The sequence below is a fragment of the Streptomyces sp. 3-6 genome, from assembly GCF_056323165.1.
Genome location: NZ_JBWHZP010000009.1, coordinates 32,912 through 53,887 on the forward strand (window position 1 = coordinate 32,912; position 20,976 = coordinate 53,887).

Here is a 20,976-nt window from a genome sequence, read left to right on the forward strand (position 1 = left end):
CCCGCGTGCGCGGAACATGAGGGAGGGGCCCGGAGCAGCGCCGCAGCGCGCTCCGGGCCCCTCCTCGTGCGTCCCGTCGTCGCTCCCGGCCGAGACCGGCCGGGAGCGGGCGGAATGCTCAGGCGGTCTGGTGGGCCAGCAGGGCCACCGCCGCCACCAGCACCGCCAGCAGGGCGATCAGCATCATGGGGTTGAGACCCGCGAAGAAGTTGTTGTCCTGCTGCAGCCGCTCACGGTTCGCGCGGCACACCGGGCACCGGCCCTCGTTCACGGGCGCAGCGCAGTTCGCGCACACCAGCCGGTCGTACGTCATGCGCTCGCCTCCTCGCAGCGGTCCCACTCGTACAACGTCCGCGCCGCCGCGAACGTTCCCCCCTCCCACTGTGCCAGGTCCGCCGGGGATCGGCGCGGCCCGCCCCCGGAACCCCCACTCCCGTGGTACGGGGACCGTCCCGCCGTGCCGCCCCGGAGCGCGCCGCCCGTGCCGCCGGGGAGCCGCACCCCGCGCACCCCTCTCGTCCGGCTCGTCCCACTCGTCCGCCCCGCTCGTCCGGCTGGTGCTTCCGGCGCCCGGGAGGACGCGCGGGGCGGCACATGCCTCACATAGGGCGCAACTGCGGCGTAACCCCGGCCGGTGACTGCGGGCGGCCTTCCGCTTCGCGTAAGGTCACGCTCATCTACCCCCGGCGACCCGTGGTGCATCCGTGATCCGATTCGACAACGTCTCCAAGGTCTACCCCAAACAGAACCGTCCAGCCCTCCGGGACGTCTCCCTGGAGGTCGAGAAGGGCGAGTTCGTGTTCCTGGTGGGGTCCTCCGGCTCCGGAAAGTCCACCTTCCTGCGGCTGATCCTCCGCGAGGAGCGGGCCAGCCACGGCCAGGTGCACGTCCTGGGCAAGGACCTGGCCCGCGTCTCCAACTGGAAGGTGCCGCAGATCCGGCGCCAGCTGGGGACGGTCTTCCAGGACTTCCGCCTGCTGCCCAACAAGACGGTGGGCGAGAACGTGGCCTTCGCCCAGGAGGTCATCGGCAAGTCCCGCGGGGAGATCCGCAAGTCCGTGCCGCAGGTCCTCGACCTGGTCGGGCTCGGCGGCAAGGAGGACCGGATGCCGGGCGAGCTGTCCGGCGGTGAGCAGCAGCGCGTGGCCATCGCCCGGGCCTTCGTCAACCGGCCCAAGCTGCTGATCTGCGACGAGCCCACCGGCAACCTCGACCCCCAGACGTCCGTCGGCATCATGAAGCTGCTCGACCGCATCAACCGGACGGGCACCACCGTGGTGATGGCGACGCACGACCAGAACATCGTGGACCAGATGCGCAAGCGCGTGATCGAGCTGGAGAAGGGCCGCCTCGTCCGCGACCAGGCCCGCGGCGTCTACGGCTACCAGCACTGATCACCCCCGATCGCGTCCCCCATAAGGCCTGAAGGACCCGCCATGCGCGCCCAGTTCGTTCTGTCGGAGATCGGCGTCGGTCTCCGTCGCAACCTGACGATGACCTTCGCGGTCGTCGTCTCCGTCGCCCTCTCCCTCGCCCTGTTCGGCGGCTCGCTCCTGATGAGCGACCAGGTCAACACGATGAAGGGCTACTGGTACGACAAGGTCAATGTCTCGATCTTCCTGTGCAACAAGAGCGACGCGGAGACCGACCCCAACTGCGCCAAGGGCGCGGTGACCGAGGACCAGAAGAAGCAGATCAAGACCGACCTGGAGAAGATGTCGGTCGTCGACACGGTCGCCCACGAGACGCAGGACCAGGCCTACAAGCACTACAAGGAGCAGTTCGGCGACTCCCCGCTGGCCAGCTCGCTGACGCCGGACCAGATGCAGGAGTCGTACCGCATCAAGCTGACCGACCCGGAGAAGTACCAGGTCATCGCCACGGCCTTCGACGGCCGGGACGGTGTGCAGTCCGTGCAGGACCAGAAGGGCATCCTGGACAACCTGTTCGGGCTGCTGAACGGCATGAACTGGGCCGCCCGCATGGTGATGGCGCTGATGCTGGTGGTCGCGCTGATGCTGATCGTCAACACGGTGCGGGTCTCGGCGTTCAGCCGGCGGCGCGAGACCGGGATCATGCGCCTGGTCGGCGCCTCGGGCTTCTACATCCAGGCGCCGTTCATCATGGAGGCCGCCGTCGCCGGACTCATCGGCGGCACGCTCGCCTGCGCCTTCCTGGTGGTCGGCCGGTACTTCATCATCGACAACGGCCTCGCCCTGTCGGAGAAGCTGAACCTGATCAACTTCATCGGCTGGGACGCGGTGTTGACGAAGCTGCCGCTCATCCTCGCGACGAGTCTCCTGATGCCGGCGGTGGCCGCGTTCTTCGCGCTGCGCAAGTACCTGAAGGTGTGACTCTTCCCCATGAGGGGCGCGTGGCCAACGGGCCGTGCGCCCCTCGCCCTTGTCCTAGACTCACCGGCATGTCAGGTCGTGACCTGTTCTGTCGGCCCCGTCGCCCGCGTCGCGGAGCCGCCCTGACCCTGGTGTTCGCGAGCGTGCTGGTCGCCGGTGCCGCCACCGGCAGCCTGCCCGGCGTCGACCCGGAGGCCACGGCGGGCGGCGCCCGCCCGGCGTCCCCCGCCGGGCACCACACCGAGGTGAGCGAGGCGGTCGCGGAGGCGGTGGCCGAGGGCACCTCTCCCGTGGAGGCCGCGCGCCGCGCCGTCAGCCGCAGCGGGGACCGCTGGGCCGCCGTCTACTCCCCGGGCGAGTACGAGGAGTTCGAGGACACCCTGGACGGGCAGTACACCGGCGTCGGCCTGTGGGCCCGCGCCCGGGACGGCCGGATCGAGGTGACCCGGGTGGGCGCCGGCACCCCCGCCGACCGGGCCGGCGTCCGTGCGGGCGACCGGCTGCGCAGCGTCGACGGCGCCCGGGTCGACGGGCGGCCCGTCACCGAGGTCGTCTCCTTACTGCGCGGCGACGGCACGGACGCCCGGGCCGGCACGGCCGTCCGCCTCGGCCTGGAGCGGGCCGGGCGGACCTGGAGCGAGACCGTGCGCCGGGTGCGGCTGTCGCGGGACTCCGTCTCCACCCGGGAACTGGCCCCGGAGGTCACCCTCGTCACGGTCGGCGCCTTCACCAAGGGCTCCGGGAAGCAGGTGCGCACCGCCGTCCGTGAGGCCCCGGCCGACGCCGGGATCGTCCTGGACCTGCGCGGCAACTCCGGCGGACTGGTCGCCGAGGCCGTCACCGCCGCCTCCGCCTTCCTCGACGGCGGCCTGGTCGCCACCTACGACGTCGACGGCGAGCAGCGCGCCCTGCACGCCGACCCCGGGGGCGACACCGGCAGACCGCTGGTCGCCCTCGTCGACGGCGGGACGATGAGCGCGGCCGAACTGCTCACCGGTGCTCTGCAGGACCGCGGGCGGGCGGTCGTGGTGGGCTCCCGCACCTTCGGCAAGGGCTCCGTCCAGATGCCGAGCCGACTGCCGGGCGGCTCGGTCGCCGAGCTGACCGTCGGCCACTACCGCACCCCGTCCGGCCGGGGCGTCGAAGGCCGCGGCATCACCCCGGACGTCGAGGCCGAGGACGCGGCGCTGGACCGGGCCACCACCGTGCTGCGGGGCCTCGGCCGCCAGGACCCGCCCCGTCCGTGACCGGCTTCCCCCTGTCCCCCGCCCCGCCCGTAAACGGCTTCCCCCCGACCCCCCGCTCAGTGCGAAGATGGCTGCACTATGGCTAAGGAAAAAGGGCGCAAGCTGATCGCGCAGAACAAGAAGGCGCGGCACGACTACCACATCATCGACACCTACGAGGCCGGCCTGGTCCTCACCGGTACCGAGGTGAAGTCGCTGCGTCAGGGCAGGGCGTCGCTGGCGGACGGCTTCGTCCAGCTCAGCGACCACGAGGCGTGGCTGCACAACGTGCACGTACCGGAGTACAGCCAGGGCACCTGGACCAACCACAGCGCGCGCCGCAAGCGGAAGCTGCTGCTGCACCGCGCGGAGATCGACAAGCTGGAGTCCAAGTCCCAGGAGACGGGGCACACGATCGTGCCGCTCGCCCTGTACTTCAAGGACGGCCGCGCGAAGGTCGAGATCGCGCTGGCGAAGGGCAAGAAGGAGTACGACAAGCGGCAGACGCTGCGGGAGAAGCAGGACCGGCGCGAGGCCGAGCGGGCGATCTCGGCGGTCCGCCGCAAGCAGCGCGCGTAGGCCGGTGTCCGGCGCGCCCGTGGCGCCGGCACCGCGCCCGTCGGTGCGGTGCTCCGGTGGGCCCCGGGCCTGCGCGGGAATACGCTGGCACCGACCCGCGTTGGTCACGTACGATGGCACCAGCGCCCCACGGAGGGCGCGAGGCCCCTCCTCGGAGGGTTTGAAAAAACAACATGGGGATGATCGGTTTCGACAGCGGATGTCGAAGCAGGGGAAGCGTGTCGAGGAAGCGGCCATGATCTCGTAAACCACAGGCCGAAAAAAATAATCGCCAATTCCAAGCGATCCATCTCCCAGGGCGAGCTCGCCCTCGCTGCCTGATCCAGGTAGCGAGTAGCGGCTCCCCCATCTGAGGGAGTGTCAGCCCGGGGGTGTTCCCGACCCGGATCCTGGCATCATTGAGGGAACTAAACCTTGATCCCGGTCACGGGGTGAAAAGGGAAATCACACAGTGACTGGGCCCGTCGGAGACTTGTCGGCGTGATCTCCGGGGCCGAGAAAAGCACAGCCGACTGCACACGGAGAAGCCCTGGTTCCGCACCGTTGGACGCGGGTTCGATTCCCGCCATCTCCACTTACCCCATGTGGGCGAAGGCCCCGTCGCGTCAGCGGCGGGGCCTTCGTCGTTCCACCGCCACCGAGGAGGAGGGGTGGGGCGTGTGGGCCGACGTGTGATGCGTCGCGGTGCGGCCGGTGTCCGGTGACCGGCCGGTGGTCGGTGACCGGCCTCCGGTGGATCATGGCCGGATCCTGGCGTGTGGCTGACGGCCCTGACGCCGGTGCCCGCGTCGACCGGTCGTCCCGGGCGGGACGGTTCTCTCTCGCCGTGGGGGCACCTGTCGCTCCTCGTCCGCCTGTACGGGTGCCTTCCCGGTATGTCCGGTATCAGGGGACACGTGGACCGAAAGGATCCGGCCACCCGCTCTGTGTTGGTGTCGTCCCCGCTCTGTCTCACGACCGCTACGAATCACCACGTGGCGAACACGGGACCTCCGCGTGCGCTACATTCAACGCCCGAGCACAGTGTGATAAACGGGGCGCTCGGAGCGGGTGGGGGCCCGGTCCGCGATGCGTGCTCGGGTCGAACGCGCACCCGGATCTGTCCCTGGGGGGAAGTGCGTGCGCGTGAAAGCTTGGCGAGAAGACGCCCAACCGGACCGTACCGACGGTGCGTCACCGGCCGACGAGGTGCTGAGGACCGGCCGCGACGCCACCTCCGAAGCCTCCGCGGCGCGGGAAGCCGCTGAGACGTCCGGTGCCTCCGGCGCCGGCCGCGGGGCCCCCGGCGCGGAAGCCGCCGCCCTCGACGCCGACGACTCCGGTGCCGGCGACTCGGGGGTCGATGACGCGGGGGTCGATGACGCGGGCGTCGACGACTCCCACGCCGAGGACTCCGCTCCGGACGGTTCTGGTCCGGACGGTTCCGCGCCGGGCGGTTCCCATGCCGCCGTCTCCGGTTCCGCCGTCTCCGGGGCCGACGACCCCAGATCCGACGTCGCCGGCGGCTCCGCGGTTCCAGGCGACCGCCGGACCACGGCCCTGCGCATGCCGGCCCCGCGCACCGCACGGCCGACGCCCCCGCTGTCGAAGCCTCCGGCGACCTCGTTGCTGAAGCCCTCGGCGGCCTCGCTGTCGAAGCTCCCGGCGACCTCGTTGCTGAAGCCCCCGGCCACGTCGCTGTCGAAGCCCCCGGCGGCCCCATTGCTGACACCCCCGTCGCCCGGCCGTGCCCCCGGGGGAGCCGCCACCGTCCCCCTGCCCGGCCGTGCCCCCGACGGGCCCGCCACCGTCCCACCGCCCGGCTCCGGGAGCCCGGTGCGCGACCCCTGGCGGGAGGACGACGCGGCGGACGCGGTGCCGGGGGAGCACACCCACGACCCGCACGAGGTCACCGTCCAGCTCGACTCCGTGCAGTTCGCGGACGGCGTGCTGCGCCGCACCCCCGGCGGGCAGGGCAGCGGGCCGGAGCCCTCGGAAGGGCCCGTGTTCGTCGACGAGTCGGGACGGCGCGGACGCCGCTACCGCAGGATCGGCCTGACCGTCGGACTCGCCTGCGCCGGGTACGCCGTCGTCATCGTCGCCACCCTGCTGTCCGGCAACTCCGACGCCCCCTGGCTGCCCGTCCCGGGCCAGCAGCAGGACACGCCCGCCGGGAAGGTCGAGACCTCGCCGGACCCCGCCGAGTCCGACGGCGTCCCCGGTTCCGGCGCGAGCCTCGGCCCCGGAAGCCTGCCCGACACGGGCGACCTCACCCTGCCCACGCCCGGCGCCAGCCTTCCCGCCCCCGGGGTGACCGCGCCCCGCCAGGACGCCGACGGCGCACGGACGACCGCACCGGCCCCCGGCTCCACCGGCCGCGCGACGAAGCCCGCGCCCGGCGGCACCACCGCCCCCACCTCGTCGGCCGAGCCCGCGACCCCGGTCGCACCGCCGCCCGCCGAGAGCCCGGCGGAGGAGCCCCCGCCCGTCACGACCGAGCCGGCCGGCGGTGGCGGCGGTGACGGAGGCGGAGGCGGAGGCGGCGCGGACACCGACGACGTCGCCGGGGCCCCCGCCGGCCCGCCCGTCGTGGCCGCCGGGCCCGACGCGCCGCCGGCCGCGTCCGACCCGTCCGACCCGCCCGCCGCACCGTCCCCGGAGCACGTCCTCTGATGGCCATCCGCACCCGCCGCCCGGGAACCGCAGCCGCGGCCCGGGGCGGCTCCCGGCGACGCCGCCTGCCCCTGCGCCTGCTGCTGCCGCTGCTGTTCCTCGTCGCCCTGATGGCGATGCTGCTGCTGCGCGGCTTCGTGCACAGCGAGATCCTCGCCGACCACCGCGTCCAGCCCCCGGTCGCCGCCGACCGGGTACCGGAGAAGGTCCTCGACGGAGGCCCGGTCATCGACACCCGGGGCGGCCGGGCGGAGGCCCTCCAGGTGCCCGACGGTCATCTGGTGCTCACCTTCGACGACGGCCCCGACCCGGTGTGGACGCCGCAGGTCCTCGACGTGCTGAGGAAACACGACGCGCACGCCGTCTTCTTCGTCACCGGCACGATGGCCTCCCGCTACCCGGACCTCGTCGAGCGCATGGTCGACGAGGGCCACGAGATCGGGCTGCACACCTTCAACCACCCCGACCTCGCCCTCCAGTCGGACCGCCGCATCGACTTCGAGCTGTCCCAGACCCAGCTCGCCATCACGGGCGCGGCCGGCATCCGCACCTCCCTGTTCCGGCCGCCCTACTCCTCGCAGGCCGGCGCCATGGACAACAGGTCCTGGCCGGTGGCGCAGTACATCGGGGAACGCGGCTACATCACCGTGGTCAACACGCACGACAGCGAGGACTGGCGCCGGCCCGGCGTCGAGGAGATCATCCGGCGTTCCACGCCCGAGGACGGCAAGGGCGGCATCGTCCTGATGCACGACTCCGGCGGCGACCGCGGGCAGACGGTGCGGGCGCTCGACCGGATGCTCCCCGACCTCAAGGAGCGGGGCTACGCGTTCGACAACCTCACCGAGGCCCTGGAGGCGCCCAGCGCGCACAGCCCGGTGACCGGTGCGGACCTGTGGAAGGGCAAGGCCTGGGTCCTCCTCGTCCAGGCCAGCGACTCCCTCACCGGCGCGCTGGTCGTCGGCCTGGCGGTCGTGGGGTTCGCGGTCATCGCCCGGTTCCTGCTCATGCTGGTGCTGTCCGCCCTGCACGCCCGCAAGGTGCGCCGCAAGGGCTTCGCCTGGGGCCCGCCGATCACCGAACCGGTGTCGGTGCTGGTCCCGGCGTACAACGAGGCCAAGTGCATCGAGAACACGGTGCGTTCGCTGATGGCCAGTGACCACCCCATCGAGGTCGTCGTCATCGACGACGGCTCCAGCGACGGCACCGCGCGGATCGTGGAGGACCTCGGCCTGCCGAACGTCCGGGTGGTGCGCCAGCTCAACGCGGGCAAGCCCGCGGCGCTCAACCGCGGCGTCGCCAACGCCCGTCACGACATCATCGTGATGATGGACGGCGACACCGTCTTCGAACCCACCACCGTCCGCGAACTGGTGCAGCCCTTCGGCGACCCGCGCGTCGGCGCCGTCGCCGGCAACGCCAAGGTCGGCAACAAGGACAAGCTGATCGGCGCCTGGCAGCACATCGAGTACGTGATGGGCTTCAACCTCGACCGCCGGATGTACGACGTCCTGCAGTGCATGCCCACCATCCCCGGTGCCGTCGGCGCGTTCCGCCGCTCGGCGCTGGAGCGGGTCGGCGGCATGAGCGACGACACGCTCGCCGAGGACACCGACATCACCATGGCCATCCACCGCGACGGCTGGAAGGTGGTCTACGCCGAGAACGCCCGCGCCTGGACCGAGGCCCCGGAGTCGGTCCAGCAGCTGTGGTCCCAGCGCTACCGCTGGTCCTACGGCACCATGCAGGCCATCTGGAAGCACCGCAGGGCCCTCGTCGAACGGGGCCCCTCGGGCCGCTTCGGCCGGGTCGGCCTGCCGCTGGTGTCGCTGTTCATGGTCCTCGCGCCGCTGCTGGCACCGCTGATCGACGTGTTCCTCGTCTACGGCCTGGTCTTCGGCCCCACCGGCAAGACCGTCCTGGCCTGGTTCGGCGTCCTCGCCATCCAGGCGGCCTGCGCGGCCTACGCGTTCGTCCTCGACAAGGAGAAGCTCACCCCGCTGCTCTCCCTGCCGCTCCAGCAGATCCTCTACCGGCAGCTGATGTACGTCGTGCTGCTGCAGTCCTGGATCACCGCGCTGACCGGCGGCCGGCTGCGCTGGCAGAAGCTGCGCCGCAAGGGCGGTGTCCAGGCACCGCCGGGGGCCGCCGAGATCCCGTCCCCGCAGGTACGGGACGGCCGGCCGGTGGCCTGAGCGCCGTCCCTTCCCGCCCCCGGCCGGCGCCCGCCGGCCGGGGCACGACCAGGAAGCACCGCACCGCATGACGACCACCGGCCTGCCGTCCCCCCGGGACGGCGCCCCCGGCCCGGACGCACCCCCCGGACCCCCGACCGTCGAACCGGCCGACCCGGCTGACCCGGCTCGACGACCGGACCCGGCCGACCCGGCTCGACCGGCCGGCCCGCCTCCCGCCCGCGACCGCTACTTCGACCTGCTGCGCGCGGTCGCCCTGTTCCGCGTCGTCCTCTACCACCTGACCGGCTGGGCCTGGCTGCCGGTCGTCTTCCCGTCCATGGGCGTGATGTTCGCCCTGGCCGGCCACCTCATGGCCCGCTCCCTGAAGCGGCCCGCCGTCCAGGTCGTCCGCGGCCGTCTGCGCCGCCTGCTGCCCCCGCTGTGGCTGCTCGGCGCGATCGGTGTGACCGGCATGCTGGCCCAGGGCTGGAGCCCGGACGACGACGGCCACCCCGGCTGGTGGTTCCTCCACCTCGGCTTCTGGGTCCTGCCGCTCAGCGACCCGCCGTACGCCGAGGGGATGCCCGGCGTGCACGGCGTCCTCGGCGAGGACTGGGCCGCCGAACTCGCCGGCCCGCTCTGGTACCTCCGCGCCTACCTCTGGTTCGTGCTGCTCTCCCCGTACCTGCTGAAGCTGCTGCGCGTCCTGCCCTGGGCGACGATCCTCGCCCCGCTCGCCCTGTCCGGCGTGCTCCACCTCGGCTGGATCTCCCTGCCGGGCGAGCGCGTCGACTCGGCGCTCACCGACTTCAGCACCTTCGGCGCCTGCTGGATCCTGGGCATGGCCCACCAGCAGGGCGTCCTCAAACGCCTGCCGCAGTACGTGGTGCCGTCACTGGCCCCGCTCATCGCCTGCGCGGGCCTGTGGTACGCCGTCCGCGACGGCTTCGGCACCGGCCACGACCTGGACTCCATCCCCCCGGCGCAGGCCCTGTGGTCCTTCGGCACCGTCCTGCTGCTGCTCCACCTGAGCCCGTCGTGGAGCGAGTGGCCGCACCGGCTGCGCCGCTGGGACCGGGCGGTCACCCTGCTCAACTCCCGCGCGGTGACCGTCTACCTCTGGCACAACGTGTGCATCCTCACCGCCGCCACCCTCTACGACCGGCTGTGGGGCTTCGAGACGCTGGAACGCCACGTGCCCTGGCTGCTGGAGAGCACCTGGCCGGTGCTGATCCTGACCTGGATCCTGATCGCGGGCTGCGTGGTGGCCTTCGGCTGGGCCGAGGACCTCGCCGCCAGGCGCCGCCCCCGCCTGTGGCCCGACGGACGCCGAAGGGGCCGCCGCCACGGGCGGCGCACCGGGGGTGAGAGCGGGGACGCCGCACGTCACGCCCTGCGCTGACGGCCGCGGCGGGCAACGCCGGTGTCCCCACCGTTCACCTGGCGAGGTGAGCGAGGAAGGCGGTCCACGTGGTGGGGGAGAAGGCGAGACGGGGGCCGCGCGCGGCCTTCGAGTCGCGTATGAGGACGGTGGCGGGTGCGGTGGCCACTTCGACGCAGTTGGAAGCATCCGGGCTGTAGGAGGACTTGCGCCAAGCGTGATCGGACATGGTGCCTCTCTCAGGTCTCCTGGGCGACGCGGTGGATCAGGTCGCGGGATTCGGCGGGCTCGAGGGCGTTCGACTCCATGCGGTCGAGTACGGAACGGTACTTTCTCAACTGGGCTTCCGCGTCGAGGAATTCGCACCCGTGGTGGGTGTCCAGCTGCACGGTGTCGAGCTGCGGGACGGGCCCCGACAGATAGTCGATCGACTGTCCCGTTCCCGGGAAGGAGCCCTTGCCGAACGGAATGATCCGAACGGTGACGTGTTCCAGTTCGCTCATGTCCAGCAGATGCCGGAGCTGGGCGCGGACGGTCGCGGGACCGCCGTAGCCCATGCGCAGAGCGGACTCGTGGATCACCGCCGTGTAGGGAGGTGGGGTCGCGCGGTGCAGAACGCCCTGTCGCTTGATGCGGTGGGTCACGCGGTGCTCGATCTCGAACTGCCGTAGCGGGGGGACCGCTTCGCGGAAGAGGGCCCGGGCGTGTTCCGTGGTCTGCAGCAGTGCCGGGATGTGGACGACCAGCGCGACACGTAGTGCCGTCGCGTGGTGCTCCAGTTCGGCGAGGTCGATGAGGCCCGCGGGAAGGTGCTCCCGGTACTCCTCCCACCAGCCCCGCGATCGCCGCCCGGTCATCGCGGCCAAGGCGTCGACCAGTGCGGCATCGGGGCAGGCGTAGGCGTGTGCCATGGAGTGGATCCGGTCGGCGCTGACGGGCGTGCGTCCCGTCTCGATCATGCTGATGCGCGCCTGGTTGACGCCGAGCAGCTCCCCGGCGGCGGTCGCGGTGAGGCCGGCCCGTTCACGGAGCTTGCGCAGCTCAGCGCCCAGTCTCCGCTGCCGCAGCGTCGGATTGTTCGTGGGCGGCAAAGTGTGTCCCTCCCGGCCGCGAGGCGGCGCGTTTCTCCCTCACACGAGTGAAGCCTGCATGGATTCAGGTCTTTTCGTAGGAACCATCTAACCATCGGTTCTACGGTGGTCGCACAGCGCTCGATCGCCCACTCCACAGGCCGGAAGTGCACCGCAGGACGCGGCACCGCCACCGTCCGACGGAGTGGCCGAGCGCGTCCCGGTCCCCTTCCACCCCCGGAGACAACCATGGTCACCGTAGCCCCGCCCCACCCCTGGGCATACGCCCTTCGCCTCCCCCATGACCCGCGCGCGGTACGCGTCGCACGCGTGACGGTGCGGGCGGCGCTCGACGGGCACGGCATGCAGGACGCTGCCGACGTCGTGGAGTTGTTGACGTCGGAGCTGGTCACCAACGCCTACCGGCACACCGACGGACCGGCCTCCCTGCGGCTTTCGGGACTGGGCGACGGCCGGCTGCGGGTCGGGGTGTGGGACAGCCATCCCCATGTCCCCCCTCCTTTCGGCCCGCCGGACCGCGACGGCGTGCCGCCCGTCGCACCCGACGCCGAATCGGGTCGGGGACTGGGCCTCGTGCGGGAGTACGCCGACTCCTGGGGCGGCTGGACCACCGGCGGCGGCGGGCCGGGGCGGGCGGTGGGGAAGCTGCTCTGGTTCGAGGTCGACGCCCGTGCCAGACTGCCCCTGTTGCGGAAGTGAACGGTGTGACCACGGGGGTGGGGCGGATGAGCAGGCGGCAGACGCGGAAGATGCTGCGGCTGATGGCGGGCGGAGGGCCGGTCGAGGTGACCAGCGCGATGGCTTCCGTGAAGAGGCTCGCGCGACTCGCCTTCGTCGCCCAGCAGTTCGGCTACGAGTACGCCGACGTGCGGTACGGCGGTGCGAACAACAGCCAGTTCATCATGCTGATCGTGCCCGACCCCAGCCCGCAGGCCCGCGCCCGCGCCGCGCAGAACTGGGCCCAGTACCCGAACGCCCACGACGGGGTGTCGGTGCCGCCCCCGGTGCCGGACGCCCTCGAACTCCTCAAGGCGCGCATCAACTTCGACCTCACCGGGCGGAACGCCGAGCGGCGGATGCTGTGGGGGGTCGCCGGTGCCACCGTCGGGTGCGTCCTGCTGGCGTTCCGGTTCGGGAACGAGCCGTCCCACTACGCCGTCGCCGCGGTGATCTGGCTGGCGCTGATGGGCGCCTGCGGGATCGGGTTCGTCGTCAACCGCAGACGCAACGCCACGTTCGCGGCGCGGCTGCGGGCCGCCGGGTTCGTCCCGGTCACCGACGGGACGGGGCGGGTGCGCCACCTCCCGCCGGGCGCCGCGGCGCCGGGCCACGGCAGCCCGCACGGCGGTGGCCCCTACGGGGGCACCCCCTACGGCGTCCCCGCCCCCGCCCTGCCGGCGCCCGTGCCCGGCTACGGGTACGGGTATCAGCCCGGGGCGCAGCCTCCGCAGCCGGTGCCGCACGCCCCGTCGGCACCGCACCCGTACGGGGCCCCGTCCCAGGCCCCCGAGCCGTACGCCCCGCCGCAGGCCCCCTACGGGCAGCAGCCCCCGCGGTAGGCCCCCGCCGCCCCGCCGCCTCTCACCCGGCCTCCGCCCCGGGTGAGAGCAACGTTCCCTGCCGGTCACCGCCCGCCACAGGGCCGAAACGCCCCCTGCCTACCGTCGGACCGTCCCGACGCGGCACACCCGGCCGCGCGTCACGTCCCGGAGCACAGGGGAGGCCCCATGACAGCCACCGGCGGTCGCTGGATCGAGCAGTGGGACCCGGAGGACGAGACCTTCTGGCACCGCACCGGGGAGCGCGTCGCCCGCCGGAACCTCCTCTTCTCGGTGGTGTCGGAGCACATCGGGTTCTCCGTCTGGACGATGTGGTCGGTGCTGGTGCTCTTCATGGGCCCGGAGTACGGGCTCACCCCCGCCGACAAGTTCCTGCTGACCTCGCTGGTCACCCTGGTCGGCGCCGTCGTCCGGGTGCCGTACACCTTCGCCGTCGCCGTCGTCGGCGGGCGGAACTGGACGGTGATCAGCGCCGGGCTGCTGCTGGTGCCGACCGTCGCCGCCTTCGCGGTGATGGAGCCGGGCACCTCCTTCTCCACGTTCCTGCTGGTCGGCCTGCTGGCCGGGATCGGCGGCGGCAACTTCGCCTCCTCCATGACCAACATCAACGCCTTCTTCCCGCTTCGGAAGAAGGGCTGGGCGCTGGGCCTGAACGCCGGCGGCGGCAACATCGGCGTCCCGGTGATCCAGCTCGCCGCGCTCGCGATCATTGGCGCCGGCGGGGGGCCGCGCGTGCTGCTCGGCCTCTACATCCCGCTGATCGTCGCCGCCGCCGTGCTCGCCGCCCGGCACATGGACAACCTCGCCTCCGTCAGCAACGACACCGGCGCCGCCCGGGAGGCCGCGCGGGACCCGCAGACCTGGATCATGTCCCTCCTCTACATCGGCACCTTCGGCTCGTTCATCGGCTACAGCTTCGCCTTCGGGCAGGTGCTCCAGACGCAGTTCGGCCGCACCCCGCTCCAGGCCGCGTACGTCACCTTCCTCGGCCCGCTGCTCGGGTCGCTGATCCGGCCGCTGGGCGGGTGGCTCGCCGACCGGTACGGCGGCGCGCGCATCACGCTGGGAACCTTCGTCGCCATGGGCGCGGCGACCGCCGTGCTGATCACCGCCTCCACCCGGCAGTCGCTGACGCTGTTCACCGCCGCCTTCGTGGTCCTGTTCGTGCTGACCGGGCTCGGCAACGGGTCGACGTACAAGATGATCCCCGGCATCTTCCGGGCGAAGGCGCTGGCCCGGGGGCTCGCGGGGGAGGAGGCGGCGGCGTACGGGCGGCGGCTGTCCGGGGCGGCCATGGGGCTGATCGGGGCGGTGGGCGCGCTCGGCGGGGTCGGCATCAACCTGGCGTTCCGGCAGTCCTTCCTCGCCCACGGCTCCGGCACCGGCGCGTTCGTGGCCTTCCTCGCCTGCTACGCGGTCTGCTGCGCGGTCACCTGGGCCGTGTACCTGCGACGCCGCCCCGCGGCCCGGCTGTCCGGCCCGGACACCGCCCCCGCGGGGAAGGGGCAGGTCAGTTACGCCGAGGTATGACGTAACACTGGTGACACGAAGCCGAACCGAGCCCGTCATGGATCACTGACAGGCTCGGGCGGCGGGGAGGCGGAGCCGCGCCTCCCCGCGGTACGCCGACTCGATCCCGGGACGAGAGCCATGGACGACGAACAACAGCAGCCACCCGCCCACGGGCCCCTCGCGGGCTTCACCGTGGGGGTGACCGCGGCGCGCCGGGCCGACGAGCTGGGCGCGCTGCTGGAGCGGCGCGGAGCCGTCGTGCTGCACGCGCCCGCCCTGCGGATCGTGCCGCTGGCCGACGACAGTGAACTGCTGGCCGCCACCAAGGAGATCATCGGCCGCGCCCCGGACATCGCGGTCGCCACCACCGCGATCGGGTTCCGCGGCTGGATGTCCGCCGCCGACGGCTGGGGCCTGGGCGAGAACCTGCTCACCACGTTGCGCGGGGCGCGGATCCTGGCCCGCGGCCCCAAGGTGAAGGGGGCCGTGCGGGCCGCCGGGCTGGGGGAGGAGTGGTCGCCGCCCTCGGAGTCGATGGCCGAGGTGCTCGACCGGCTGCTGGCGGAGGGCGTCGACGGACTGCGCGTCGCGATCCAGCTGCACGGGGAACCGCTGCCCGGGTTCGTGGAGGCGCTGGAGGCCGCGGGAGCGGAGGTGATCGGGGTGCCGGTCTACCGGTGGCTGCCGCCGGAGGACCTCGGCCCCGTCGACCGGCTGCTGGACGCGGCCGTCGCCCGCACGCTGGACGCGGTGACCTTCACCAGCGCGCCCGCCGCCGCCTCGCTGCTGGCCCGGGCCGAGGAACGGGGACGGCTCGACGACCTGCTGGCCGCCCTCGGCCACGACGTACTGGCCGCCTGCGTCGGCCCGGTCACCGCGCTGCCGTTGCAGGCGCGCGGCATCGACACCGTGCACCCCGAGCGCTTCCGGCTCGGCCCGCTGGTCCAGCTGCTCTGCCGGGACCTGCCCGCCCGCGCCCGCTCGCTGCCGGTCGCCGGGCACCGGCTGGAGATCCGCGGGCACGCGGCCGTCGTCGACGGCGCACTGCGGCCGGTGCCGCCGGCCGGGATGGCCCTGCTGCGGGCGCTGGCCCGGCGGCCCGGCTGGGTCGTGGCCCGCGCGGACCTGCTGCGGGCGCTGCCCGGTGCCGGCCGGGACGAGCACGCCGTGGAGACCGCGATGGCCCGGCTCCGGGCGGCGCTGGGCGCCCCGCAGCTGATCCAGACCGTCGTCAAGCGCGGCTACCGGCTCGCCCTGGACCCCCGGGCGGAGGAGAAGTACGCCGGTTCCTGAGCGGGCGCCGGCCGCGGAGGGCCCCGGGGGGTTCCGGGCGGGCACGGGGACGGGCACTGTAGAAGGACGGTTCCCCGGCCCCCTCGCTCGCGCCGCACCGGCCCCCGGCCGGGGCGCACCCCAGGCGGTGACAGGCTCATGGCACTCGGCACGGCCACGGCGTCCCACGAGCTGCGGTTCGACACCGGACGGGTGTGTCTGGACCTGCTCGCCACCACGCATCCCGTCGAACGGCTCGACTCCCTGGCGGTGCTGCGCGCCTGGATCACCGGCTCCGGTCTGGTCCCGCCGGGCACCCCGCTCGCCCACGCCGACGCCTCCTGGCCGCCCGCCTTCCGTGAACTGCGCGGTCTGCTGGTGCCGTTGCTGCGCGGCCGGCCGACCCCCGGACGTCCGGCGCACGACCTCGCGCTGGCCCGGGTCAACGAACTCGCCCGCGTGGCACCGCCCGCCCCGCGGGCCGTGCCGGGGGCGGACGGCACGCTGGTGCGGCGCCTGGACGGCCCGCCCCGGCGGGGCGCCCTGCTCGGCGCGATCGCCCGGGACGCGGTGGACCTGCTGACCGATCCGGTGGCACGGGCGAGCCTGCGCCAGTGCGAGGGGGACAACTGCCCCATCGTGTACGTGGACACGTCCCGGGGACGCCGGAGGCGCTGGTGCTCCAGTGAGGTCTGCGGGAACCGTGAGCGGGTCGCCCGCCACCGCCGCCGCGCCGCCGCCCTGACCCGCGCCTGACCCCACCCTCTGAGGCCCTTCGGGTGCCGTGCGGAAGGGCCCGGCGCGGGGGTCCCGGGGCGCTTCCGGGGGACGGGTGCGGCGGCCGGTGTCCTGTTTGCCGCTTGTGTGCTCCGCACTCCGAAGTGACGTTGCTTACACCTCGTTTGCGGGTTCCGGAGGACGGGCAGCGCGCCCCCTCCCGTCAGGTGTGTCGGAAATGTAAAGAGCGCGGGGGGAATATGTGGCTCCATGTCCTCCCTCGTCACGTCGGCCCGCGGAAAAGTCTCACCTCGCTTTGAACACCCGCCCCTTGTGCTGCGTACCGGTAGTCGAGCGACCGACTGGGGGATCCCCCGGACACCGGAGGTGGGCGTGCGCAAGGATTCCGTCGTGGCCAATGAACGTGGAACGAGGGCCCGACATCGCGCGTCCCAGCCCTCGGAACCTGACGAGGAGCTGATGCGTGCTCTGTACCGCGAGCACGCCGGACCCCTGCTGGCCTATGTGCTGCGGCTGGTCGCCGGAGACCGGCAGCGCGCCGAGGACGTCGTGCAGGAAACGCTCATCCGTGCCTGGAAGAACGCCGGTCAGCTCAATCGGGCGACCGGTTCGGTACGCCCCTGGCTGGTGACGGTCGCCCGGCGCATCGTCATCGACGGCCACCGCAGCCGGCAGGCCCGGCCGCAGGAGGTCGATCCGTCGCCGCTGGAGGTCATCCCCGCGGAGGACGAGATCGACAAGGCGCTGTGGCTGATGACGTTGTCGGACGCACTCGACGACCTGACACCTGCCCACCGGGAGGTGCTCGTCGAGACGTACTTCAAGGGACGTACGGTCAACGAGGCGGCCGAAACGCTCGGGATACCCAGCGGTACGGTGCGCTCCAGGGTGTTCTACGCCCTGCGTTCGATGAAGCTGGCACTGGAGGAGCGGGGGGTGACGGCGTGATGGGTGTGTACGGGGGAAACCAGGGATTCGGCGCGGGTGGTACGGGTATGTCTGCTCCCATGGAGGGATCACCGGTGCCGAACGAGCACGAGACCGTCGGCGCCTACGCCCTCGGCATCCTGGACGACGCCGAGGCCGGCCGCTTCGAGATGCACCTCGCGACCTGCGAGTGGTGCGCCCAGCAGCTCGACGAACTCGCCGGGATGGAACCGATGCTGGCCGCGCTCGCGGACCTGCCCGGCTCCGGCACGCCGTCGATCGGCGAGTCGCTGTCCGCCAAGCCCTCCCCGCGCGTGGTGGAGAAGCTGGTCGACGAGGTCGCCGAGCGCAGGGCCAGGAAGCGCCGCCGCAACTTCTACATGGTGGCCGCCGCCGGCGCGCTGATCGTCAGCGGCCCGTTCGTCGCCGTGGCGGCGAACAGCGGGGGAGACGGCGGGGGCGGGGGCGACACCAACCGGACGCTCTCGGCGAACCCGGCCAAGGACGCCTTCGAGCAGATCCCCGACAAGGTCACCGCCACCGACCCCACCACCAAGGTCACCGTGACCGTCGCCCTCCAGGAGAAGGACTGGGGCACCGGCACCGTCACCGAGCTGCGGAACCTCAAGGGCTTCGAGAAGTGCTCGCTGATCGCCGTCGGCAAGAACGGCGAGCGCGAGACGGTCACCTCGTGGTCCGTCCCCGCCGAGGGCTACGGCGTGCCCGACGCCAAGACGGACAAGGCCCGGCAGCCGCTCTACATCCAGGGCGGCGCGGCCTTCGAGATGAACGAGATCGACCACTTCGTCGTGGTGGACTTCGACGGCAAGCAGCTCGTCGAAGTGGACGCGTAGCCTCACCCGGCCCCCTTCGCGTACGGTTGACGGCTGCCCAGCACGTCAGAAGGGGGCCCGGTGGCCGCTCAGGCTCAACAGGAATCCGCGGTCGGACCGGTGCACGACTCCGTCCGCGACCGGGAGATCCGTGTCGAACAGGAACACCTCGACCAGGTGTACCGGCGCCTCGAGGAGAAGATCGACGAGGCCGAGTTCCTCATGCGCGACGCGGCCCGGCGCGGCCAGGTCGGCACCCCCGGCGCGCTCGCCGAGCGGGACGCCCAGGTCTTCCGGGCCGGCATCCACCTCAACCGGCTGAACAACGAGTTCGAGGACTTCCTCTTCGGCCGGATCGACCTGCTCCAGGGCAAGGACGGCAAGAAGGGCCCTGACGGCGCCTACACCGCCGTCGAGCCCGCCGAGGGCGCCGTCCGGCCCGACGGCACCGCCGACATCGCCGAGACCCTGCACATCGGCCGCATCGGCGTCCTCGACCGCGACTACAGCCCGCTGGTCATCGACTGGCGGGCACCGGCCGCCGCCCCCTTCTACCGCTCCACCCCCGTCGACCCGGGCCGCGTGGTGCGCCGCCGCGTCATCCGCTCCAAGGGCCGCCGCGTCCTCGGCGTCGAGGACGACCTGATGCGCCCCGAGCTGACCGCGCGCCTCGACGGCGACGCACTGCCCGTGGTCGGCGACGGCGCCCTGATGGCCGCCCTCGGCCAGGCGCGGACCCACAGCATGCGGGACATCGTCGCCTCCATCCAGGCCGAGCAGGACCTGGTGATCCGCGCCCCCGCCGCCTCCGTCACCCTCGTCGAGGGCGGCCCCGGCACCGGCAAGACCGCCGTGGCCCTGCACCGGGCGGCCTACCTGCTCTACCAGGACCGGCGCCGCTACGCGGGCGGCATCCTCGTCGTCTCGCCCACCCCGCTGCTCGTCGCCTACACCGAGGGCGTGCTGCCCTCCCTCGGCGAGGAGGGCCAGGTCGCCATCCGCGCCCTCGGCAACCTGGTCGAGGGCGCCGAGGCCACCCTCTACGACACCCCCGCCACCGCCCGCGTCAAGGGCTCCGCCCGCATGCTCAAGGTGCTGCGCAAGGCCGCCCGCGGAGCCCTGGAGACGGACGGCGCGCCGCAGCGGCTGCGGGTCGTCGCCTTCGGCCGCCGCCTGGAACTCGACGCCGACGACCTGGCCGGCATCCGACGCGCCGCCCTCGGCGGCACCGCCCCCGTCAACCTGCTGCGCCCGCGCGCCCGCAAGCTGCTGCTCGACGCGCTGTGGGAGCGCTCCGGCGCGGGCACCCGGCACACCGACCCCGAGCTCGCCGCCGAACTGCGCTCCTCCTTCGACGACGACCTCACCACCGAGGACGACTTCCTCGCCTTCCTCGACGCCTGGTGGCCCGAGCTGACCCCGGCCGTCGTGCTCGACGCCATGGCCGACGAACGGCGCCTCGGCCGCTGGGCCCGGCGCGTCCTCAACCCCGGTGAGGTCCGCCGCGTCGCCCGCTCCCTGAAACGGGACGGCCGCTCCGTGCACGACATCGCCCTGCTCGACGAGCTCCACGCCCTGCTCGGCACCCCCGCCCGCCCCTGCAAGCGGCGCGAACTCGACCCGCTGGACCAGCTCACCGGCCTGGAGGAGCTGATGCCGGTGCGCGAGGAGAGCCAGCGCGAGCGCGCCGAGCGGCTCGCCCAGGAACGCGTCGAGTACGCGCACGTCATCGTCGACGAGGCGCAGGACCTCACCCCGATGCAGTGGCGGATGGTGGGCCGCCGCGGCCGGCACGCCACCTGGACCGTCGTCGGCGACCCGGCCCAGTCCTCCTGGTCCGACCCCGACGAGGCCGCCGCGGCCCGCGACGAGGCCCTCGGCTCCCGCCCGCGCCGCCGCTTCGAACTCACGGTCAACTACCGCAACCCGGCCGAGATCGCCGACCTGGCGTCCCGGGTGCTCGCCCTCGCCATGCCGGGCTCCACCGCCCCCCGCGCGGTGCGCTCCACCGGCGTCGAACCCCGGTTCGCCGTCGCCGGCGGGCCGCTCGGCGAAGCCGTGCGCGGGGAGGCGGAGCGCCTGCTGGGCCGGGTGGACGGCACGATCGGCGTGGTCGTCGCCATGCAGCGCCGCGAGGAGGCCCGCCGCTGGCTCGACGGACTCGGCGACCGGGTGGTGGCCCTGGGCAGCCTGGAGGCCAAGGGCCTGGAGTACGACGCGACGGTCGTCGTCTCCCCGGCCGAGATCGCCGACGAGTCCCCCGCCGGCCTGCGCGTCCTGTACGTCGCCCTGACCCGCGCCACCCAGCAGCTCACGGTGGTCTCCGGGGAACGCGACGAGCCGGACGCGGCCGGTGTCCCGGACCTGCTGCGGGACTGAGGGGCCGCGCGGGAAATTCGTCCCCGCGCGGGAATGGCCGACGGCGATCCGTTTGTTAGCCTGGACGTGACACCGGCCCGATCCAAGCCCCCGGGCCCAACCTTCGTCGCTTCGAGCGACCACTTGCCGCGAGGCGAGCATGGCGGGTCGGTGTCGCCACAGCGTCCGAGAGGCCCACGTCACCACGTGACGTGGGCCTCTCGTCGTGGTCCCGGGCCCGTGAACACAACGTTCGCAATCCGAGGCGGCTACCGCGTACTCGCTGGTAGGTGCGACGATCGGACAGCACGACGCGC

18 protein-coding genes and 1 other RNA gene are annotated in these 20,976 nt (G+C 72.9%); 16 read left to right on the top strand and 3 right to left on the bottom strand.

What is annotated here, in order from left to right; all coding sequences use genetic code 11:
* Nucleotides 1–118: 118 nt before the first annotated feature.
* Entirely contained in the window at nucleotides 119–313 is a 195-nt protein-coding gene (locus tag AC02VZ_RS13945) for a hypothetical protein (RefSeq protein ID WP_432055090.1), read from the bottom strand.
* 391 nt (nucleotides 314–704) lie between these two features.
* Between AC02VZ_RS13945 and ftsE the strand changes: the two genes are divergently transcribed.
* The 8 genes from ftsE (at nucleotide 705) to AC02VZ_RS13985 (ending at nucleotide 10,390) form a co-directional block, all read left to right on the top strand.
* Nucleotides 705–1,394: a cell division ATP-binding protein FtsE gene (gene ftsE / locus AC02VZ_RS13950; RefSeq protein WP_164333262.1), complete on the top strand. Its 690-nt coding sequence runs from the start codon at nucleotides 705–707 to the stop codon at nucleotides 1,392–1,394.
* Nucleotides 1,395–1,436: 42 nt separating this feature from the next.
* On the top strand, nucleotides 1,437–2,354 hold the full coding sequence (gene ftsX / locus AC02VZ_RS13955) for a permease-like cell division protein FtsX (RefSeq protein ID WP_362098934.1): 918 nt from the start codon (nucleotides 1,437–1,439) through the stop codon (nucleotides 2,352–2,354).
* Between the two features lie 68 nt (nucleotides 2,355–2,422).
* Entirely contained in the window at nucleotides 2,423–3,601 is a 1,179-nt protein-coding gene (locus AC02VZ_RS13960; RefSeq protein ID WP_476475465.1) for a S41 family peptidase, read from the top strand.
* A 78-nt stretch (nucleotides 3,602–3,679) separates the two neighbouring features.
* On the top strand, nucleotides 3,680–4,159 hold the full coding sequence (gene smpB, locus AC02VZ_RS13965; protein WP_432055092.1) for an SsrA-binding protein SmpB: 480 nt from the start codon (nucleotides 3,680–3,682) through the stop codon (nucleotides 4,157–4,159).
* A gap of 175 nt (nucleotides 4,160–4,334) precedes the next feature.
* Nucleotides 4,335–4,736, top strand: a transfer-messenger RNA (tmRNA) gene (ssrA, locus tag AC02VZ_RS13970).
* Nucleotides 4,737–5,284: 548 nt separating this feature from the next.
* On the top strand, nucleotides 5,285–6,811 hold the full coding sequence (locus AC02VZ_RS13975) for a hypothetical protein (protein WP_476475466.1): 1,527 nt from the start codon (nucleotides 5,285–5,287) through the stop codon (nucleotides 6,809–6,811).
* Nucleotides 6,811–9,006, top strand: coding sequence for a bifunctional polysaccharide deacetylase/glycosyltransferase family 2 protein (locus AC02VZ_RS13980; RefSeq protein WP_476475467.1), 2,196 nt, complete (start codon nucleotides 6,811–6,813; stop codon nucleotides 9,004–9,006). Before AC02VZ_RS13975 ends, AC02VZ_RS13980 begins: the two co-directional genes overlap by 1 nt.
* Before the next feature lie 67 nt (nucleotides 9,007–9,073).
* A complete protein-coding gene (locus tag AC02VZ_RS13985; RefSeq protein WP_476475468.1) occupies nucleotides 9,074–10,390 on the top strand; it encodes an acyltransferase family protein in 1,317 nt (438 codons plus the stop codon).
* A 34-nt stretch (nucleotides 10,391–10,424) separates the two neighbouring features.
* On the opposite strand, the gene AC02VZ_RS13990 is transcribed toward AC02VZ_RS13985, so the two are convergent.
* Together AC02VZ_RS13990 and AC02VZ_RS13995 are read right to left on the bottom strand one after the other, a co-directional pair.
* Nucleotides 10,425–10,598 carry a DUF397 domain-containing protein gene (locus tag AC02VZ_RS13990; RefSeq protein ID WP_476475469.1) on the bottom strand — a complete coding sequence of 58 codons (174 nt, stop codon included), beginning with the start codon at nucleotides 10,596–10,598 and terminating at the stop codon, nucleotides 10,425–10,427.
* Between the two features lie 10 nt (nucleotides 10,599–10,608).
* Nucleotides 10,609–11,460, bottom strand: a complete 852-nt coding sequence (locus AC02VZ_RS13995; protein ID WP_476475470.1) for a helix-turn-helix domain-containing protein — start codon at nucleotides 11,458–11,460, stop codon at nucleotides 10,609–10,611.
* Nucleotides 11,461–11,688: 228 nt separating this feature from the next.
* Between AC02VZ_RS13995 and AC02VZ_RS14000 the strand changes: the two genes are divergently transcribed.
* From AC02VZ_RS14000 to AC02VZ_RS14035, 8 genes are all read left to right on the top strand, one after another.
* Nucleotides 11,689–12,159, top strand: coding sequence for an ATP-binding protein (locus AC02VZ_RS14000; protein ID WP_476475471.1), 471 nt, complete (start codon nucleotides 11,689–11,691; stop codon nucleotides 12,157–12,159).
* Nucleotides 12,160–12,185: 26 nt separating this feature from the next.
* A complete protein-coding gene (locus tag AC02VZ_RS14005) occupies nucleotides 12,186–13,019 on the top strand; it encodes a hypothetical protein (protein WP_476475472.1) in 834 nt (277 codons plus the stop codon).
* A gap of 168 nt (nucleotides 13,020–13,187) precedes the next feature.
* A complete protein-coding gene (locus AC02VZ_RS14010; RefSeq protein ID WP_476475473.1) occupies nucleotides 13,188–14,549 on the top strand; it encodes a nitrate/nitrite transporter in 1,362 nt (453 codons plus the stop codon).
* Nucleotides 14,550–14,669: 120 nt separating this feature from the next.
* Complete coding sequence (locus tag AC02VZ_RS14015; protein WP_476475474.1) at nucleotides 14,670–15,824, top strand: uroporphyrinogen-III synthase; 1,155 nt, start codon at nucleotides 14,670–14,672, stop codon at nucleotides 15,822–15,824.
* Between the two features lie 138 nt (nucleotides 15,825–15,962).
* Nucleotides 15,963–16,559, top strand: coding sequence for a CGNR zinc finger domain-containing protein (locus AC02VZ_RS14020; RefSeq protein ID WP_476475475.1), 597 nt, complete (start codon nucleotides 15,963–15,965; stop codon nucleotides 16,557–16,559).
* A 348-nt stretch (nucleotides 16,560–16,907) separates the two neighbouring features.
* Nucleotides 16,908–17,489, top strand: coding sequence for a sigma-70 family RNA polymerase sigma factor (locus AC02VZ_RS14025; RefSeq protein WP_164338096.1), 582 nt, complete (start codon nucleotides 16,908–16,910; stop codon nucleotides 17,487–17,489).
* Nucleotides 17,490–17,536: 47 nt separating this feature from the next.
* Nucleotides 17,537–18,322 (top strand): zf-HC2 domain-containing protein, encoded by a 786-nt coding sequence (locus AC02VZ_RS14030; protein WP_432055105.1) that lies wholly within the window; start codon nucleotides 17,537–17,539, stop codon nucleotides 18,320–18,322.
* A 60-nt stretch (nucleotides 18,323–18,382) separates the two neighbouring features.
* A complete protein-coding gene (locus AC02VZ_RS14035; RefSeq protein WP_476475476.1) occupies nucleotides 18,383–20,680 on the top strand; it encodes a HelD family protein in 2,298 nt (765 codons plus the stop codon).
* The last annotated feature ends 296 nt before the right edge of the window (nucleotides 20,681–20,976 follow it).

Excerpts from the sequence above, each read along its gene's own strand:
- AC02VZ_RS14015 (WP_476475474.1), top strand. The coding sequence starts at position 14,670 with ATGGACGACGAACAACAGCAGCCACCCGCCCACGGGCCCCTCGCGGGC.
- AC02VZ_RS13960 (WP_476475465.1), top strand. The coding sequence starts at position 2,423 with ATGTCAGGTCGTGACCTGTTCTGTCGGCCCCGTCGCCCGCGTCGCGGA.
- AC02VZ_RS13990 (WP_476475469.1), bottom strand. The coding sequence starts at position 10,598 with ATGTCCGATCACGCTTGGCGCAAGTCCTCCTACAGCCCGGATGCTTCC.
- smpB (WP_432055092.1), top strand. The coding sequence starts at position 3,680 with ATGGCTAAGGAAAAAGGGCGCAAGCTGATCGCGCAGAACAAGAAGGCG.
- AC02VZ_RS13945 (WP_432055090.1), bottom strand. The coding sequence starts at position 313 with ATGACGTACGACCGGCTGGTGTGCGCGAACTGCGCTGCGCCCGTGAAC.
- AC02VZ_RS13985 (WP_476475468.1), top strand. The coding sequence starts at position 9,074 with ATGACGACCACCGGCCTGCCGTCCCCCCGGGACGGCGCCCCCGGCCCG.
- AC02VZ_RS14020 (WP_476475475.1), top strand. The coding sequence starts at position 15,963 with ATGGCACTCGGCACGGCCACGGCGTCCCACGAGCTGCGGTTCGACACC.
- AC02VZ_RS14005 (WP_476475472.1), top strand. The coding sequence starts at position 12,186 with ATGAGCAGGCGGCAGACGCGGAAGATGCTGCGGCTGATGGCGGGCGGA.
- AC02VZ_RS14030 (WP_432055105.1), top strand. The coding sequence starts at position 17,537 with ATGTCTGCTCCCATGGAGGGATCACCGGTGCCGAACGAGCACGAGACC.
- AC02VZ_RS13980 (WP_476475467.1), top strand. The coding sequence starts at position 6,811 with ATGGCCATCCGCACCCGCCGCCCGGGAACCGCAGCCGCGGCCCGGGGC.
- AC02VZ_RS14000 (WP_476475471.1), top strand. The coding sequence starts at position 11,689 with ATGGTCACCGTAGCCCCGCCCCACCCCTGGGCATACGCCCTTCGCCTC.
- AC02VZ_RS14010 (WP_476475473.1), top strand. The coding sequence starts at position 13,188 with ATGACAGCCACCGGCGGTCGCTGGATCGAGCAGTGGGACCCGGAGGAC.
- ftsX (WP_362098934.1), top strand. The coding sequence starts at position 1,437 with ATGCGCGCCCAGTTCGTTCTGTCGGAGATCGGCGTCGGTCTCCGTCGC.